Source organism: Brevundimonas sp. AVps31, assembly GCF_058681355.1.
Window position 1 is genome coordinate 2,367,084 of record NZ_CM178736.1, and the last position, 15,222, is coordinate 2,382,305.

At 65.5% G+C, this 15,222-nt stretch carries 26 protein-coding genes; 24 read left to right on the forward strand and 2 right to left on the reverse strand.

Annotated features, from left to right (window positions below; all coding sequences use genetic code 11):
- On the forward strand, positions 1–921 hold the full coding sequence (locus ACW174_RS11455) for a transcriptional regulator (RefSeq protein WP_492014558.1): 921 nt from the start codon (positions 1–3) through the stop codon (positions 919–921).
- A 144-nt stretch (positions 922–1,065) separates the two neighbouring features.
- Complete coding sequence (locus ACW174_RS11460; protein ID WP_492014559.1) at positions 1,066–1,950, forward strand: GIN domain-containing protein; 885 nt, start codon at positions 1,066–1,068, stop codon at positions 1,948–1,950.
- Between the two features lie 138 nt (positions 1,951–2,088).
- Here ACW174_RS11460 and ACW174_RS11465 read toward each other — a convergent pair whose 3' ends face one another.
- Together ACW174_RS11465 and ACW174_RS11470 are read right to left on the reverse strand one after the other, a co-directional pair.
- The gene (locus ACW174_RS11465; RefSeq protein WP_492014560.1) at positions 2,089–2,874 is read right to left on the reverse strand and encodes a porin; all 786 of its coding nucleotides are present in this window, start codon (positions 2,872–2,874) and stop codon (positions 2,089–2,091) included.
- A 260-nt stretch (positions 2,875–3,134) separates the two neighbouring features.
- Positions 3,135–3,905, reverse strand: a complete 771-nt coding sequence (locus tag ACW174_RS11470; protein WP_492014561.1) for an outer membrane protein — start codon at positions 3,903–3,905, stop codon at positions 3,135–3,137.
- A 275-nt stretch (positions 3,906–4,180) separates the two neighbouring features.
- Here ACW174_RS11470 and ACW174_RS11475 point away from each other — a divergent pair, with 275 nt between their 5' ends.
- The 22 genes from ACW174_RS11475 to rplO all read left to right on the forward strand — a co-directional run bounded on the left by ACW174_RS11475 (position 4,181) and on the right by rplO (position 15,209).
- Positions 4,181–5,140: a hypothetical protein gene (locus ACW174_RS11475; RefSeq protein ID WP_492014562.1), complete on the forward strand. Its 960-nt coding sequence runs from the start codon at positions 4,181–4,183 to the stop codon at positions 5,138–5,140.
- Positions 5,141–5,435: 295 nt separating this feature from the next.
- Positions 5,436–5,741, forward strand: coding sequence for a 30S ribosomal protein S10 (gene rpsJ, locus ACW174_RS11480; RefSeq protein ID WP_003164367.1), 306 nt, complete (start codon positions 5,436–5,438; stop codon positions 5,739–5,741).
- 20 nt (positions 5,742–5,761) lie between these two features.
- Positions 5,762–6,520: a 50S ribosomal protein L3 gene (gene rplC, locus ACW174_RS11485; RefSeq protein WP_492014563.1), complete on the forward strand. Its 759-nt coding sequence runs from the start codon at positions 5,762–5,764 to the stop codon at positions 6,518–6,520.
- Positions 6,520–7,194, forward strand: coding sequence for a 50S ribosomal protein L4 (gene rplD / locus ACW174_RS11490; protein WP_492014564.1), 675 nt, complete (start codon positions 6,520–6,522; stop codon positions 7,192–7,194). The genes rplC and rplD overlap by 1 nt, the downstream gene beginning before the upstream one ends.
- Entirely contained in the window at positions 7,194–7,499 is a 306-nt protein-coding gene (locus tag ACW174_RS11495) for a 50S ribosomal protein L23 (protein WP_056615230.1), read from the forward strand. Before rplD ends, ACW174_RS11495 begins: the two co-directional genes overlap by 1 nt.
- 4 nt (positions 7,500–7,503) lie before the next feature.
- Positions 7,504–8,337, forward strand: coding sequence for a 50S ribosomal protein L2 (gene rplB, locus ACW174_RS11500; RefSeq protein ID WP_492014565.1), 834 nt, complete (start codon positions 7,504–7,506; stop codon positions 8,335–8,337).
- 2 nt (positions 8,338–8,339) lie between these two features.
- Positions 8,340–8,618: a 30S ribosomal protein S19 gene (gene rpsS / locus ACW174_RS11505; RefSeq protein ID WP_492014566.1), complete on the forward strand. Its 279-nt coding sequence runs from the start codon at positions 8,340–8,342 to the stop codon at positions 8,616–8,618.
- Between the two features lie 3 nt (positions 8,619–8,621).
- Positions 8,622–9,002, forward strand: coding sequence for a 50S ribosomal protein L22 (gene rplV / locus ACW174_RS11510; protein ID WP_291837498.1), 381 nt, complete (start codon positions 8,622–8,624; stop codon positions 9,000–9,002).
- Positions 9,002–9,754: a 30S ribosomal protein S3 gene (gene rpsC, locus ACW174_RS11515; protein ID WP_492014567.1), complete on the forward strand. Its 753-nt coding sequence runs from the start codon at positions 9,002–9,004 to the stop codon at positions 9,752–9,754. The genes rplV and rpsC overlap by 1 nt, the downstream gene beginning before the upstream one ends.
- Positions 9,755–9,757: 3 nt before the next feature.
- On the forward strand, positions 9,758–10,198 hold the full coding sequence (gene rplP, locus ACW174_RS11520; protein WP_141626259.1) for a 50S ribosomal protein L16: 441 nt from the start codon (positions 9,758–9,760) through the stop codon (positions 10,196–10,198).
- A complete protein-coding gene (rpmC, locus tag ACW174_RS11525; RefSeq protein WP_056450349.1) occupies positions 10,198–10,395 on the forward strand; it encodes a 50S ribosomal protein L29 in 198 nt (65 codons plus the stop codon). The genes rplP and rpmC overlap by 1 nt, the downstream gene beginning before the upstream one ends.
- Before the next feature lie 10 nt (positions 10,396–10,405).
- Positions 10,406–10,657, forward strand: a complete 252-nt coding sequence (gene rpsQ, locus ACW174_RS11530) for a 30S ribosomal protein S17 (RefSeq protein ID WP_141626261.1) — start codon at positions 10,406–10,408, stop codon at positions 10,655–10,657.
- Positions 10,658–10,675: 18 nt separating this feature from the next.
- The gene (rplN, locus tag ACW174_RS11535; protein WP_055832151.1) at positions 10,676–11,044 is read left to right on the forward strand and encodes a 50S ribosomal protein L14; all 369 of its coding nucleotides are present in this window, start codon (positions 10,676–10,678) and stop codon (positions 11,042–11,044) included.
- 1 nt (position 11,045) lies between these two features.
- Complete coding sequence (gene rplX / locus ACW174_RS11540; protein WP_492014568.1) at positions 11,046–11,354, forward strand: 50S ribosomal protein L24; 309 nt, start codon at positions 11,046–11,048, stop codon at positions 11,352–11,354.
- Complete coding sequence (gene rplE, locus ACW174_RS11545) at positions 11,354–11,911, forward strand: 50S ribosomal protein L5 (protein WP_492014569.1); 558 nt, start codon at positions 11,354–11,356, stop codon at positions 11,909–11,911. The genes rplX and rplE overlap by 1 nt, the downstream gene beginning before the upstream one ends.
- 19 nt (positions 11,912–11,930) lie before the next feature.
- Positions 11,931–12,236 carry a 30S ribosomal protein S14 gene (rpsN, locus tag ACW174_RS11550; RefSeq protein WP_492014570.1) on the forward strand — a complete coding sequence of 102 codons (306 nt, stop codon included), beginning with the start codon at positions 11,931–11,933 and terminating at the stop codon, positions 12,234–12,236.
- 14 nt (positions 12,237–12,250) lie between these two features.
- On the forward strand, positions 12,251–12,649 hold the full coding sequence (gene rpsH, locus ACW174_RS11555) for a 30S ribosomal protein S8 (protein ID WP_492014571.1): 399 nt from the start codon (positions 12,251–12,253) through the stop codon (positions 12,647–12,649).
- Between the two features lies 1 nt (position 12,650).
- On the forward strand, positions 12,651–13,184 hold the full coding sequence (gene rplF, locus ACW174_RS11560; protein ID WP_492014572.1) for a 50S ribosomal protein L6: 534 nt from the start codon (positions 12,651–12,653) through the stop codon (positions 13,182–13,184).
- A gap of 3 nt (positions 13,185–13,187) precedes the next feature.
- Complete coding sequence (rplR, locus tag ACW174_RS11565) at positions 13,188–13,544, forward strand: 50S ribosomal protein L18 (RefSeq protein ID WP_492014573.1); 357 nt, start codon at positions 13,188–13,190, stop codon at positions 13,542–13,544.
- 12 nt (positions 13,545–13,556) lie between these two features.
- Positions 13,557–14,165, forward strand: coding sequence for a 30S ribosomal protein S5 (gene rpsE / locus ACW174_RS11570; RefSeq protein WP_492014574.1), 609 nt, complete (start codon positions 13,557–13,559; stop codon positions 14,163–14,165).
- Positions 14,166–14,168: 3 nt separating this feature from the next.
- Entirely contained in the window at positions 14,169–14,366 is a 198-nt protein-coding gene (rpmD, locus tag ACW174_RS11575; RefSeq protein WP_492014575.1) for a 50S ribosomal protein L30, read from the forward strand.
- A 252-nt stretch (positions 14,367–14,618) separates the two neighbouring features.
- Positions 14,619–15,209 carry a 50S ribosomal protein L15 gene (gene rplO / locus ACW174_RS11580; RefSeq protein WP_492014576.1) on the forward strand — a complete coding sequence of 197 codons (591 nt, stop codon included), beginning with the start codon at positions 14,619–14,621 and terminating at the stop codon, positions 15,207–15,209.
- The last annotated feature ends 13 nt before the right edge of the window (positions 15,210–15,222 follow it).

Below are 15,222 nucleotides of genomic sequence, written 5' to 3' on the forward strand. Positions count from 1 at the left end.
ATGACCCAGGATCTGTCCGCGGCCCGCACCCGCTACTCCGGCCCGATCAAGCGCGCCGAGGTCCATCCGCACACGCTGGTGGAGCAGGGCTTCGCCACCGATGAATCGCTGGCGGCCATCCTCGACCGCTATCCGGCCGAGCTGTTTGACATCAACCTGTACGACTACGACGACGAGGGGCAGGTCTCGCTGCGCACCGGCGCGCGCGGGCGGCTGGACGGGGCCGAGCTTCTGGCCGCGATCCAGCAGGGGCGGCTGTGGGTCAATATGCGCGAGGTCGAGACCGGCTGGCCCGAGCTGTGGGCCGCGGCCATGGTCGAGTTCGGCAAGGTGCAGGCGACCTATCCGGGGATGCGGGCCGTGCGCAACGCCGGCCAGTTGATCCTGTCGTCGCCCAAGGCGCGGGTGCCCTATCATTTCGACCCGGCCGGGGTGGTGCTGTTCCACATGCGTGGCCGCAAGCGGATCTATGTCTATCCGGGCGACGAGGGCCATCTGCCCGAAAAGAACATGGAACAGGTGGTCGCGCGCCAGACGACCGAAGAGCTGCCCTATACCCTGGCGTTCGAACAGGATGCGCAGGTGATGGATCTGGAGGCCGGCCAGGCCCTGACCTGGCCCATCTATGCGCCGCACCGGGTGGAGAACCTGGACCGCTTCTGCGTCAGCCTGTCGATGGACTTCCAGACCTGGCCGTCGCGGTTCAGGAACGGGGCGCTGTACACCAACGCCGTGCTGCGCAGTCGGGGACAGCGGCCGCGGATGACGGACCGGATGGCGACGCCCGAACTGGCGGCGCGCTGGGCCGCCTCGCTGGCGTTGAAGAAGACCGGCGCGCTGAAGAGCCGGCTGGCGCAGTTCGAGCGGGACTTCGAACCGGAGGTCGGGGTCGCCGACGGCGCGGGCGCGCTGCGGACCTGAATTTCCGGACAGGAAGGCCCGTACCGGTCAGGCCGGGCGGGCCTTCCGGGCCGTTTCTTACAACGGGGTCATGACCGCGTATTAAAGTGACTTCGACCCGCGGCGGACGCACCCTCTCCTCACATCCGGACAGGGAGGCCCGTCATGAAGCTCGCTATCGCAACCGCCGTATCCGCCATCGCTCTCGCCGCCGCGGCGAGCCCGGCCCTGGCCCGTGAGCCCGAGGTCGAGATCCGCTCGGCCGTGGCGCGCGTGGCCGTCATCATCGAGGACCGCAGCGATGTGGCGGTGGAGGTGGAGCAGGGCGCGTCCCGCCTGCCACCGATCCGTGTGACCCGCAACGGCGATGACATCCGCGTCGACGGCGGCCTGCGCCGCAATCGGACGTTCGGCAATGACGGCGTCCGCAACTGCCACACCGGCAACGACAGCGGCCTGCCCGGACAGGGCGCCTGGGTCGAGGTGCGCGATCTCGGTCGCGTGAACCTGTCGGACGCCCCGCTGATCGTCATCCGCGCCCCGCGCGACGTGAACGTCTCCGCCGCCGGCGCCATCTTCGGGTCTGTCGGACGCGGCGCGCGCTCGCTCGACCTGGGCCACGCCGGTTGCGGTCGCTGGGACGTGGCCAATGTCGACGGCAAGGTGTCGCTGGAGATCGGCGGCTCGGGCGACATCCGCACCGGGACGTCCGGCGCGCTGGAAATTTCCATCGGCGGATCGGGCTCGGTGATGGCGGGCGCCACGCGCAACGCTGAGGTCAATATCGGCGGCTCGGGCGACGTGATCGTGTCTCGGGTCGACGGCCCCATCGAGGTGAACATCGGCGGTTCCGGCGACGTGGACGTGCGCGGCGGGAATTCTCCGAACGTCGAGGTCAATATCGCCGGCTCGGGGGACGTGAACTTCCGTGGGGTCGCCCGCGACGTGGACGTCTCCATCGCCGGCGGCGGGGATGTCCGCATCGCCCGCGCCACCGGCTCGGTCAGCCGCGCCATCATGGGCGGCGGCGAGGTGCATATCGGCAACTGAGTTCCTGCAGTCGTCGAAACGGGAGAGGCCCGGGGATGTGGAACCCCCCGGGCCTTTTTCATGTCCGGAGCCGGCGACAGCAGAAAGCCCCGGCGGATCGCTCCGCCGGGGCTCACTGTCGTCACAGGCGCGGACGCCTTAGAGCGGCGAGGGGATCGAGACGCTGTCGATGAAGGCGACAGCGCCGGCGACGCCACCGATCTTGCGGCTCAGGTCGGCGCCCGAGCGGTCACGGGTCTGCAGGTCGCCGCCGAAGCTGAAGCGCAGGCCGATCGAGAAGGTGTCGATGTCCAGGTCCGCATCGTCGATCGAGGCGCGATCCCAGCCGCCGAAGACGCTGACCGGCGACTCCATGATCTGGTACTCGGCGCCGACGCCGTAGGTCAGGACGTCGGAGTCGGAACCGTCGATGTCCAGCGAGTTGTAGGCGAGGTTGGCGTCGAGGCGCAGGTTCGGCATCACGAAGTAGGCGGCGTCGCCACCGACCGTCCAGATGTCCAGATCGTCAACCGAACCGTACGAGGCCACGCCGGTCAGGCTGGCGTTGGCGAGGTCCTTCTGGACCTGGGCGCCGACGGTCCACAGGGTCTCGCTGCCGGCGTCGGCGGCGGCGACGAAGCCACCGGCGCGCAGACCGGCGAAATCACGGGTCAGGTGAACCGAGCCCGACAGCGCGGTGTCGTCGCCGAAGTCGTTGTCCGAATAGGCGAGCTGGGCGCCGGTCGAAACGGTCCATTCGCCGAAGGCGGGCATGGCGCCGGCGAAGTCGAGGAGGGCGCCGTCGCCTTCAGCTTCGAACGGTCCGAAGTCGGCCTGGCTGTTGACGTAGGAGGCGCCGACCGAGCCGACCGATTGGGCCATGGCGGGGGCAGCGGCGAAGACGGCGACGGCGACAGCCGAAGCGAGCAGGAGAGTCTTGTTCATTTTTTGATTTTCCATTGAACGCGGCGCGAGAAGCGTGGCGTCGTGTGTTGCAGAGATGAATTGGGAGCCCAGCTGGGCTGTTACAAGTCACAAGCAAAACAGGACACTAGGGTGTGTGGCTGTTCTGCAACGCATTGTGGCCGCGGGGTGGCGACTGCGCTTTGGGGGCCAGGCAGTCCCCCTCCGGGAATCCAAAAAAAGGCCCCGGCGGATCGCTCCGCCGGGGCCCTGTCTTGTCAGCCGTGAAGCTGCCCTTGGGCCTAGTTGAGGCCGAAGAGCGTGCTCGAGGTCGCGACGGTGCGGCCCAGGTCGGCGCCGGCGCGCGAGCGCGCTTGCAGGTCGCCGCCGAACGAGTAGCGGAAGCCCACGGTCAGGGTGTTGACCGACAGGTCGACGTCTTCCAGTTCGCTGTAGCCGTAGTTGGCGACGACGCTGAACGGGGTGCTGGCGATCTGGTATTCGCCGCCGACGTTGGCCGACCAGGTGTCCAGGTTGTCGCTGCCGCCCAGGTCGATGGTGCTCCAGCCCAGGCCGCCGTTCACGCGCAGGGCGGGGGTGACGAAGTAGGCGGCGTCAGCGGCGACCGACCAGGCGTCGACGTCCTGGCCGTCGAGGGTTTCGTAGGCGACCGAACCCGTCAGGGTCATCTTGTCGAGGTAGGCCTGGGCTTCGGCGCCGAAGGCCCAGACGGTTTCGCTGTCGATCGACTGGCCGCCGACGAAGCCGCCGACGCGGACGCCGTTGAACAGGGTCGAACCGTGGACGGTGCCGTCGATGTTGCTGTTATCCGCGCCTTCCGGGCCGTTGTAGCTGTAGGCGAAGCCGCCATCGACGGTGACGGTCCAGGCATCGGTGACCGGCAGGGCGAAGTTGGCGTCGATCTTGCCGCTCTCGGCGGTGAAGTCCGCGCCGCCGGCGTCGTACTTGACGTTGTTGTAGGCCAGGCCGACCGAGCCGATCGAGTCCTGGGCGAAGGCCGGGGCGGCGACGAGGGCGGCGACAGCGGCGGTGGCGAGGAAGAGGGTCTTCATTGTTCTTGTCCGTTGGCAGCCGCGGGGAGTCGCGCTGCGAGGACGGCGGGGTATCAGGCGGGCTTTGAGCGTCGCTATTACAAACGTGTCACAAACCGCCGGCTGGCGGGGCCTGTGGCGCGTCGGCAACGCAATGTGGCGCCGATGTGTCGCTTTCAGGTGCGGAACGCGGCGGGCGTTGAAATTCTGTCAGATATGGGTGGTTTTCGCCTTTATCCGTCCGCGAGAGGGTCCGACCGCAGGAGGATGAAATGACGCGGGGTTGGGCATTACGGATGACGACGGCCTTGGCCGCAGGCGTCTTGCTGGCGGGAGCGGGGCGGGCGGCGCCTGACCCGGACCCGGCGCCGCCGCCCGGCTTCGTCTGGTATGTGCTGAACCAGCTGAACGCCTTCTATCTGGACGTCGAGGATCCGACGAACCGCCCACCTTTGGTGACAGAGGTCCCGGACGGCGTGCTGACGGCGGTGGAGATCAACGGGGACGGGAAGGCGGACTGGCTGATCCGTTGGCCGGAATCGGGCCAGTTCTGCGGCACGGGCGGCTGCGAGACCTCTTTATATATAAGCGACGGCGAGGGCTTCGTTCGCGCCCTTGACCGGCAGACCCTGAGCTTCGAGATCAGGACCGTCGACGGCGAGCGCCGGATCGAGGCCGGACTGCATCATCTGAACTGCGCTCAAGGGCAGGCGGACTGCCTGCGCGCCTGGGCTTGGGACCCGGCGGCGGGGCGACTGCGGGAGCGGCCGTCCAGCGATGGAATCAGCCGGATGAGCCTTACGGCCGCCGTCGACCTGGGCGAGGAGCCGGACGGCACGCCGCGCCTGCCGGACTGGACCCCGCCCTCGCTGGTGCAGATGCGCGCGGCAGGCCGCCGCTGGTGTCCGGCGGTGACCGCGCCGGACGGGCACGCCCTGAGACAGCCTCTGGTCCATGATAGTCCCGATGTGAACGGCGACGGCCTGCGTGACTGGGTGTTCACGCCCGAGGCGGACTGTGACCGTCCGCCGGAGACCGGCTTCCAGATCTGGGTCAGCACGGCGCCCGGGCCGGGGCCGCACGGGGAGGGCGGGGCGGTCTCTTTGGCCTATACCGCGCCCCTGGACCGTTGGGCGGAGTATGATGTCAGCACGCAGCCCGCGACGCTGAGGGTGGTCGCGCCGTGCCAGGACGGGACGGATTGCGCCGGAATCCCGCTGCGCCGGGAGCCCCGGACAGGGCGTCTGGTCGAATAGGGTGAAAACCCCGCCCTGACACAGTTTCGCCGCTTGACGGATCGGGACTCAATCGGCATAAGCGCCCACTCTTGTTGGACCGGCTGTGCACCCCCGGGTGCAGACGCGGTTCGCAGGAACGACCTGAGTGCCTGTTCTTTGCAGCTTCTTGGGACTTCAACGGCCTTCGCGGGGGACTGCGTGGGCCGATCGTTTTTGCGGACGTGCGTACTCTGAAGGCTTTCGCCTGAAGACCTCCGGTCTTTGAAATGGTTCACAGGGACGCAGGTTCGCCTGCTTGGGAAATACGACCGATATGGATCAAAGCATCCGCATCAGGCTCAAGGCCTTCGATCACCGCGTCCTCGACTTTTCGACGCGCGAAATCGTCAACACGGCCAAGCGCACGGGCGCCACTGTTCGTGGTCCGATCCCGCTGCCGACCCTGATCGAAAAGTTCACCGTGAACCGCTCGCCGCACGTCGATAAGAAGTCGCGTGAGCAGTTTGAAATCCGCACGCACAAGCGCGTGCTCGACATCGTCGACCCCACCCCGCAGACCGTGGACGCGCTCATGAAGCTCGACCTGTCCGCCGGTGTGGACGTCGAGATCAAGATTTAAAAAGAAAGAGGCGGGATCCGATGCGCACGGGCGTGATCGCCAAGAAGCTGGGCATGACCCGCGTGTTCGCCGAAGACGGCGCGCACGTACCGGTCACTGTGCTTCAGCTCGACGGCTGCCAAGTCGTCGGCCAACGTACCCAGGAGCGTGACGGCTACGTCGCTCTCCAGCTGGGCGCTGGCACCAAGAAGGCCAAGAACACCAACAAGGCTCAGCGCGAATCTTTCGCCAAGCTGGAAGTGGAACCGAAGGCCTATGTCACCGAGTTCCGCATTGATGCGGACGCCATGATGGATGTGGGCGCCGAGTTCTCGGCCGATCACTTCATCGCGGGCCAGAAGGTCGACGTCCAAGCCAAGACGATTGGTAAGGGCTTCGCCGGCGCCATGAAGCGCTGGAACTTCGGCGGCCTGCGGGCGACCCACGGCGTCTCGGTCTCTCACCGTTCGCACGGCTCCACGGGTAACCGTCAGGATCCGGGTCGCACGTTCCCGGGCAAGAAGATGGCTGGTCACCTCGGTGAAGAAGTCGTCACGACCCAGAACCTGACCGTCTTCCGCGTCGACGTGGAGCGCGGCCTGATCCTGATCAAGGGCGCTGTCCCCGGTCACGAAGGCACGTGGGTCAAGATTCGCGACTCGATCAAGAAGGCCCGCCCGGCCGACGCCCCGTTCCCTGGCGGCGTGAAGTCGAACAAGGCCGCCGCTGCGGCTCAACCGGCTGAAACGCCGGCTGAGGAAGCCCCGGCCGCCGAGTCCACCGAAGGCGGTGAAGCGTAATGAAACTCTCGGTCATCAAACTCGACGGTAAGGCTGCCGGCGACGTGGAACTGTCGGATGTCGTCTTCGGCATCACCGACATCCGCGGCGACCTGCTGGCCCGCTACGTCAACTGGCAACTGGCCAAGCGCCGCGCCGGTACGCACAAGGTTCAAACCCGCAACGAGAACTCTCGTACGGGCAAGAAAATGTACAAGCAAAAGGGCACCGGCGGCGCTCGTCACGGTTCGCGCCGTGCCCCGCAGTTCGTCGGCGGTTCGCGCGCCTTCGGTCCGGTCGTTCGCGACCACGGCTATTCGCTGCCGAAGAAGGTCCGCGCCCTGGCCCTGCGTCACGCGCTCTCGTCGAAGGCCAAGGCCGGCGACCTGGTCGTTGTGGACTCCCTGACCCTGAAGGACGCCAAGACCGCCGGTCTGCGCGAAACCCTCGGCAAGCTGGGCTGGACCAAGACGCTGATCATCGCCGGTCCGGAAGTTGACGTGAACTTCGGTCTCGCCGCTCGCAACATTCCCATGGTGGAAGTGCTGCCGAACGCCGGTCTGAACGTCTATGACATCCTCCGCGCCAACAAGCTGGTTCTGACCAAGGCGGCCGTCGAGGCCATCGAGGCCAACTACGCTGACTACAAGCCCTCGCGTAGCGAGCAGGCTCAAGCTGTGAAGGGAGCCGCGTAATGGCCGGCGCTCAACCCACCGCCAAGCACTACGACACCATCCTGTCGCCGATCATCACCGAAAAGGCGACGATCCTGTCGGAACAGAACAAGGTCGTCTTCCGCGTTTCGGGGACCTCGACCAAGGACGAGATCGCCGCTGCGGTCGAAAGCCTGTTCAAAGTCAACGTGCTGAAGGTCAACACCCTGGTTCAAAAGGGCAAGACCAAGCGCTTCCGCGGCATCATGGGCCGTCGGGTCGACATCAAAAAAGCGATCGTGACGCTGGCTGAAGGCCAGTCGATCGACGTCACCACGGGGCTCTGAGCAAATGGCTTTGAAGACCTACAATCCGACATCGCCGGGCCGTCGCGCCCTGGTGCTGATCGACCGCTCGGAACTGCATAAAGGCCGCCCCGAGAAGTCGCTGACCGAAGGCCTGACCAAGTCGGGCGGACGTGGTCAGGGCGGTCGCATCGCTGTCCGCTTCCGCGGCGGCGGCGCCAAGACCCTGTACCGCAAGATCGACTTCAAGCGTCGGAAGTTCGCCACGGCGACCGTCGAACGCCTGGAATACGATCCGAACCGCACCGCCTTCATCGCCCTCATCGTCTATGAGGACGGCGAAAAGGCCTACATCATCGCGCCGCAACGCCTGAAGGCGGGCGACTCGGTGGTGGCTGGTGAAAAGGTCGACGTGAAGCCGGGCAATGCGATGCCGCTGCGCTCGATCCCGGTCGGTACGATCATCCACAACGTCGAAATGAAGCCGGGCAAGGGCGCCCAGCTGGCCCGTTCGGCCGGCGCCTACGCCCAGCTGGTCGGTCGCGATCAGGGCTACGCCCAGATCCGTCTCGGCTCGGGCGAGCTTCGTATGGTCCTGGACGGCTGCATGGCCACGGTGGGCGCGGTTTCGAACCCCGACCACATGAACCAGAACCTCGGCAAGGCCGGTCGCAAGCGTCACATGGGCTTCCGCCCGCACGTCCGCGGCGTCGCCATGAACCCGATCGACCACCCGCACGGTGGTGGTGAAGGCCGGACCTCTGGTGGTCGTACCCCGGTTACCCCGTGGGGCAAGGACACCAAGGGCACCCGTACCCGCAAGAACAAGGCTACGGACAAGTACATCATCCGTACCCGCCACGTTAAGAAGGCTCGCTAAGAATGGCCCGCTCCTCCTGGAAAGGCCCGTTTGTCGACGGGTATCTGCTCAAGAAGGCCGACGCCGTTCAAACGTCGGGCCGCAAGGACGTGATCAAGACCTGGTCGCGCCGCTCCACCATCCTGCCGCAGTTCGTCGGTCTGACGTTCGGCGTCCACAACGGCCTGAAGCACGTGCCGGTGATCGTCTCTGAAGAGATGGTCGGCATGAAGTTCGGCGAGTTCGCCCCGACCCGGAACTTCCCGGGCCACGCGGCGGACAAGAAGGCCAAAAGGAAGTAACTGATGGCCCAGACCAAGAACCCCCGCCGGGTCGCCCTCACGGAAGCCCGCGCCAAGCTGGTGAACGTCCGGATCAGCCCTCAGAAGCTGAACCTGGTCGCCCAGTCGATCCGCGGTCTGCCGGTGCAGAAGGCGCTCAACGAGCTGGAATTCAGCCGTAAGCGCATCGCCACCGACGTCCGCAAGGTCCTGTACTCGGCGATCTCGAACGCCGAGAACAACCACAACCTCGACATCGACAACCTGGTTGTCGCCGAGGCCTTCGTGGGCAAGAACCTGGTGATGAAGCGTTTCGCGAGCCGCGCTCGTGGCCGTTCGTCGCGCATCCTGAAACCGTTCAGCGAGATCACCATCGTGGTCCGTGAAGCCGGCGAGGCCGCCTGATGGGTCAGAAAATCAATCCGATCGGTTTCCGCCTCGGCGTGAACCGCACCTGGGACAGCCGTTGGTTCGCCGACGGCGCCTCCTACGCCCGTCTGCTGCACCAGGATCTGGCGCTGCGCACGTGGCTGAAGGAGCGCCTGCAAGCCGCCGGCGTCTCGCGCATCATCATCGAGCGTCCGCACAAGAAGTGCCGCGTGACGATCTACGCCGCCCGTCCGGGTGTCGTGATCGGCAAGAAGGGCGCCGACATCGAGAAGCTCCGCAAGGACATCTCGGCCCGCACTGAAGGCGAAGTTCACCTGAACATCGTCGAAGTCCGCAAGCCGGAAACCGACGCGCAGCTGATCGCTGAAAACATCGCCCAGCAGCTGGAACGCCGTATCGCGTTCCGCCGCGCCATGAAGCGTTCGATGCAGTCCGCCATGCGCCTCGGCGCCAAGGGCGTCCGCATCAACGTGTCGGGCCGCCTCGGCGGCGCGGAAATCGCGCGGATGGAATGGTACCGTGAAGGCCGCGTGCCGCTTCACACCCTGCGCGCCGACATCGACTACGGCTTCATTCAAGCCAAGACGACGTACGGCATCATCGGCGTGAAGGTGTGGGTCTTTAAGGGTGAAGTGCTCGAGCACGATCCGATGGCCCAGGACAAGCGCTGGGCTCAGGAAGCTTCGGGCCCCTCCTCGAACGAAGGCCGTGAACGTGGCCCCCGCGGTGATCGCGGTCCGCGTCGTGACCGGGGACGTGAGAACTAAGTCATGCTGCAACCCAAAAAGACCAAATACCGCAAGGCCTTCAAGGGCCGGATCCACGGTTCGGCCAAGGGCGGCTTCTCGCTGAACTTCGGTTCGTACGGCCTGAAGACGGTTGAGCCGGAACGCATCACCGCGCGTCAGATCGAAGCGGCTCGCCGCGCGATCACCCGCCAGATGAAGCGTCAAGGCCGCGTCTGGATCCGCGTCTTCCCCGACCTGCCCGTCACGGGCAAGCCGGCCGAAGTCCGGATGGGCAAGGGCAAGGGCGCCGTGGACCACTGGGCCGCGCGCTGCCACCCCGGCCGTATCCTGTTTGAAATCGACGGCGTGCCGGACGATGTGGCGCGTGAAGCGCTGCGCCTCGGCGCCGCCAAGCTGCCGGTCCGCACCAAGGTGGTCACCCGCCTCGACGCCGGCATCGCCCATGTGGAGGCTGCTGCCTGATGACCAAGATCGCCGATCTCCGGTCCCAGACCCCGGACCAGCTGTCCGACGAGCTGCTCAAGCTCAAGAAGGAACAGTTCAACCTGCGCTTCCAGGCCGCCACCGGCCAAATGGAAAAGACCCACCGGGTCTCGGAAGTGCGCAAGGACATCGCCCGCATCTCCACGCTTCTGCGTGAGAAGCGCGCGGCGGTTTAAGGAAACGAATATGCCGAAGCGAATTCTCGAAGGCGTGGTCGTCTCCGACAAGGGCGACAAGACTGTCATCGTCAAGGTCGAGCGCACCCTGCTGCACCCGGTCCTGAAAAAGACCGTCCGTCTGTCCAAGAAGTATCACGCTCACGACGAAGCGAACGCCCTCAAGGTCGGTGACCTGGCCCGCATCGTCGAGTGCGCCCCGAAGTCCAAGCTGAAGCGCTGGGAAGTCCTGTCGGACGCCTCTGCCGCCTCGGCTTCGTAAAGAAAAGGATCGGATCCTATGATCCAGATGCAAACTAACCTGGAGGTGGCCGACAATTCGGGCGCTCGCCGGGTCATGTGCATCAAGGTGTTGGGCGGCTCCAAGCGCCGCTACGCCTCGGTGGGCGACACCATTGTCGCCTCGGTGAAGGAAGCGATTCCCCGCGGCCGCGTGAAGAAGGGCGACGTCGTTCGCGCCATCGTCGTGCGCACCGCCAAGGACATCATGCGCAAGGACGGCTCGGTCATTCGTTTTGACAAGTCGGCCGCCGTCATCGTCAACAAGCAGAACGAGCCGGTCGGCACGCGGATCTTTGGCCCGGTTCCTCGCGAACTGCGCGCCAAGAACCACATGAAGATCATCTCGCTGGCTCCGGAGGTCCTGTAACATGGCCGCCAAGATCAAGAAGGGCGACAACGTCGTCATCCTGACCGGCAAGGACAAGGGTCGTTCCGGCCAGGTCCTGAAGGTCCTTCCGACCGAAAACCGCGTCCTGGTTCAGGGCATCAACATGGTTCAGCGCCACACGCGTCCGACCCAGGGTGACCCGCAGGGCGGCATCAAGAACAAGGAAGCCTCGCTTCACCTGTCGAACGTCGCGATCGCCGACGCCAACGGCAAGGCGACCCGCGTCGGCTTCAAGGTCGAGGGGGACAAGAAGGTCCGCTTCGCCAAGACGACGGGAGACGTCATCTGATGGCCGACACCAAATACACCCCGCGGCTGAAGTCGGACTACACCTCGCGCATCCGCGCCGAGATGAAGACCAAGTTCGGCTACACGAACGAAATGCAGATCCCCAAGCTGGACAAGATCGTCCTGAACATGGGTATCGGCGAAGCCGTTGCGGACTCCAAGAAGGCGACTGCCGCCCTCAAGGACCTGACCGCCATCGCCGGCCAGAAGGCCGTCGCGACGAAGGCTCGTAACTCCATCGCCGGCTTCAAGCTGCGCGAAGGCATGATCATCGGCGGCAAGGTGACGCTGCGTGGCGATCAGATGTACGAGTTCCTGGACCGGTTCATCACGATCGCGCTGCCGCGCGTGAAGGATTTCCGTGGTCTGAAGGGCACGTCGTTCGACGGTCGCGGCAACTACGCGACCGGTCTGAAGGAACACATCGTGTTCCCGGAGATCAACTACGACCAGATCGACCAGATGTGGGGCATGGACATTATCGTCTGCACCACGGCTCGGACCGATGAGGAAGCCAAGGCTCTCCTCACCGAGTTCAAGTTCCCGTTCGTGAACTGAGCGGGAAGGGAAACAGACAATGGCTAAGAAGTCCGCTGTAAACCGTAACGAGATGGTCAAGGCCCTCGTCGCGAAGTACGCCGACAAGCGTGCCGCCCTCAAGGCGACCGCAAACAACGAGTCCCTCCCGCTTGAGGAGCGCTTTGAAGCGCGCCTGAAGCTGGCGGAACTGCCGCGCAACTCCGCGCCGAACCGTATCCGCAACCGCTGTGAGGTGACGGGTCGTCCGCGCGCCTACTATCGCAAGCTGAAGATGAGCCGGATTGCCCTGCGTGAGCTGGGCAACCTGGGTCAGATCCCCGGCCTGACGAAGTCGAGCTGGTAAGGGGAGCAACAGACATGATGATCAACGATCCCCTGAGCGACATGATCGCCCGCATCAAGAACGCTGCGACCCGCAAGCGTTCGAAGGTGCTGACCCCGGCCTCCCGCCTGCGCCAGCGCGTCCTCGACGTGCTGCAGGACGAAGGCTACATCCGCGGCTACAACCTGGTGCAGAACCCGGGTGAGTTCCCGCAGTTCGAGATCGAGCTGAAATACTTCGACGGCCAGCCGGTGATCGCCGAGATCGCCCGCGTGTCGAAGCCCGGCCGCCGCGTTTACTCGGCGATCACCGATCTGAAGCCGATCAAGAACGGCCTCGGCATCTCGATCCTTTCGACGTCGAAGGGCGTCATGTCGGACGCTGCCGCCCGCGACGCTAACGTCGGCGGCGAAGTCCTCTGCAGGGTCTACTAAGATGTCCCGTATCGGCAAGAAAATCATCGCGGTCCCGAAAGGCGTCACCATCGGCGTCGACGGTCAGACCGTGTCGGTGAAGGGTCCCAAGGGCGAACGCTCCTGGACCGTCGCTGAAGAAATCGAAGTCACCCAGGGTGACGAGGGCCTGACCCTCGGCCTGCGCACCGACACCCAACGTGGCCGCGCCATGTGGGGCCTGTCGCGGACGCTGGTCGACAACATGGTCGTCGGCGTCACCGACGGCTTCGACAAGACGCTGGAACTGGTCGGCGTCGGCTATCGTGCGGCGATGAAGGGCAACCAGCTGTCGCTGCAGCTCGGCTTCTCGCACGACGTCGACATCGATCCGCCGGCAGGCGTGACCTTCGCTGTTCCGAAGCAAACCGAGATCAAGATCTCGGGCGCTGACAAGCAGGCCGTGGGCCAGATCGCCGCCGTCATCCGCAAGCTTCGTCCGCCGGAGCCCTACAAGGGCAAGGGCGTGCGCTACCAGGGCGAGACCGTCCGGCGCAAGGAAGGCAAGAAGAAGTAAGTCATGGCTCTCTCTCTTCAACAAAAAGCCAAGCGCCGCTCGGAGCGCACCCGCCGTCACCTCAAGGCAGTGGCCAATGGCCGTCTGCGTCTGTCGGTGAACCGTTCGGACAAGAACATCTCGGCCCAGATCATCGACGACGCCAAGGGCGTCACGGTGGCCGCCGCCTCGTCGCTGGAAGGCGGCAAGGGCAACAAGGGCTCGGATACCGCCGCCGCTGCTGCGATCGGCAAGCTGATCGCCGAACGCGCCATCGAGAAGGGCGTCACCGACGTCATCTTCGACCGGGGCAGCTACATCTATCACGGACGGGTGAAGGCGCTGGCGGAAGCCGCGCGTGAAGCCGGCCTGAACTTCTAAGGGACGCGACAGATGGCGCAACAACCCCAACGCGGCGGCGGCGGCAATGATCGCAACCGTCGTGACAACCGCAACGCTCCCGCTGTTGACGGTCCGGATTCGGACATCGTCGAGAAGCTGGTGCACATCAACCGCGTCGCCGCCACCGTGAAAGGCGGCCGTCGCTTCAGCTTCGCCGCCCTGATGGTCGTCGGTGACGGCAAGGGCCGCGTTGGCTTCGGTCATGGCAAGGCGCGTGAAGTGCCGGAAGCCATCCGCAAGGCGACCGAAGAAGCCAAGAAGACCATGATCAAGGTTCCGCTTCGCGAGAACCGCACCCTGCACCACGACGGCAACGGCCGTTGGGGCGCCGGCAAGATCATGATGCGCGCCGCCCCTCCCGGGACCGGCGTGATCGCGGGTGGTCCGATGCGCGCCGTGCTCGAAACCCTCGGCGTCCAGGACGTCGTCGGCAAGTCGACCGGTTCGTCGAACCCCTACAACATGATCCGCGCGACGTTCGAGGCCCTCAAGGTCCAGTCGTCGCCGCGTCAGGTTGCTTCGAAGCGTGGCAAGAAGGTCGCTGACCTGATGGGCCGCCGCAACGACGGCGCTTCGGCGCCTGAAGCCATCGAGGGCTAAGACATGGCCAAGACCGAATCGAACGCCACCGTCACCATCCGCCAGACCGGTTCGCCGATCCGTCGCAAGTCGGACCAGCGCGCCACCCTGGCGGGCCTCGGCCTGAACCGCATGGGCCGCGAGTCGACCCTGGAAGACACCCCGTCCGTCCGTGGCATGATCGCCAAGGTCGCGCACATGGTTGAAGTGGTCGAGAAGTAAGACACCTGTATCTCCCTCCCCTTCGGGGGAGGGCGGATCGCCGCGAGGCGGTCCTGTGGGAGGCGGCTCGGCAAGAGCCGCCTTTACTGCTGTGTGGGGAGCCGCTATAGCGCGCGACCTTGAGGTTTCGGGGAAGGCTGTCAGCCGTCCCCATCCAGCCGCTTGCGGCCATCCTCCCTGGAAGGGGAGGGCATTCTGAAAACGCCGAGTCCGGATCAGATCCGGGCGCTAGAACCCGAAAGGATCAGGCACATGAAACTGAACGAAATCCGCGACAACGAAGGCGCCCACAAGAAGCGCATGCGCGTCGGCCGTGGCCCGGGCTCGGGCAAGGGCAAGACCGCCGGTCGCGGCGTCAAGGGTCAGAAGTCGCGTTCGGGCGTCGCCATCGGCGGCTTCGAAGGCGGCCAGATGCCGCTGTACATGCGTATGCCCAAGCGCGGCTTCAACAATCCGAACGCGCTGAAGCTGGCCGAAGTGAACCTGTGGCGCCTGCAGGACGCCATCGACGACGGCAAGCTGGACATCAAGGGTGAGATCAAGGGCGACGCCCTGGTCGCCGCCGGCGTGATCCGTCGCGTCAAGGACGGCGTCCGCATCCTGGGCACCGGCGAGATCAAGGCCAAGCTGAACCTGGTCGTGTGGTCGGCCTCGGCCGGCGCGATCAAGGCGATCGAAGACGCCGGCGGCACCGTGGTCCAGGAGCGTATCGCTGCCGAAGCCAAGGCCGCTGCCCGCGTCGAGAAGCGCAACGCCGCCAAGGGCAAGGCTCCGGCCGCCAAGGCGCCGCTGGGCGACGCCAACAAGATCTCGGCTCGCGCCAAACGCGCCGCCGCGAAGTAAAAAGACTTCAGGG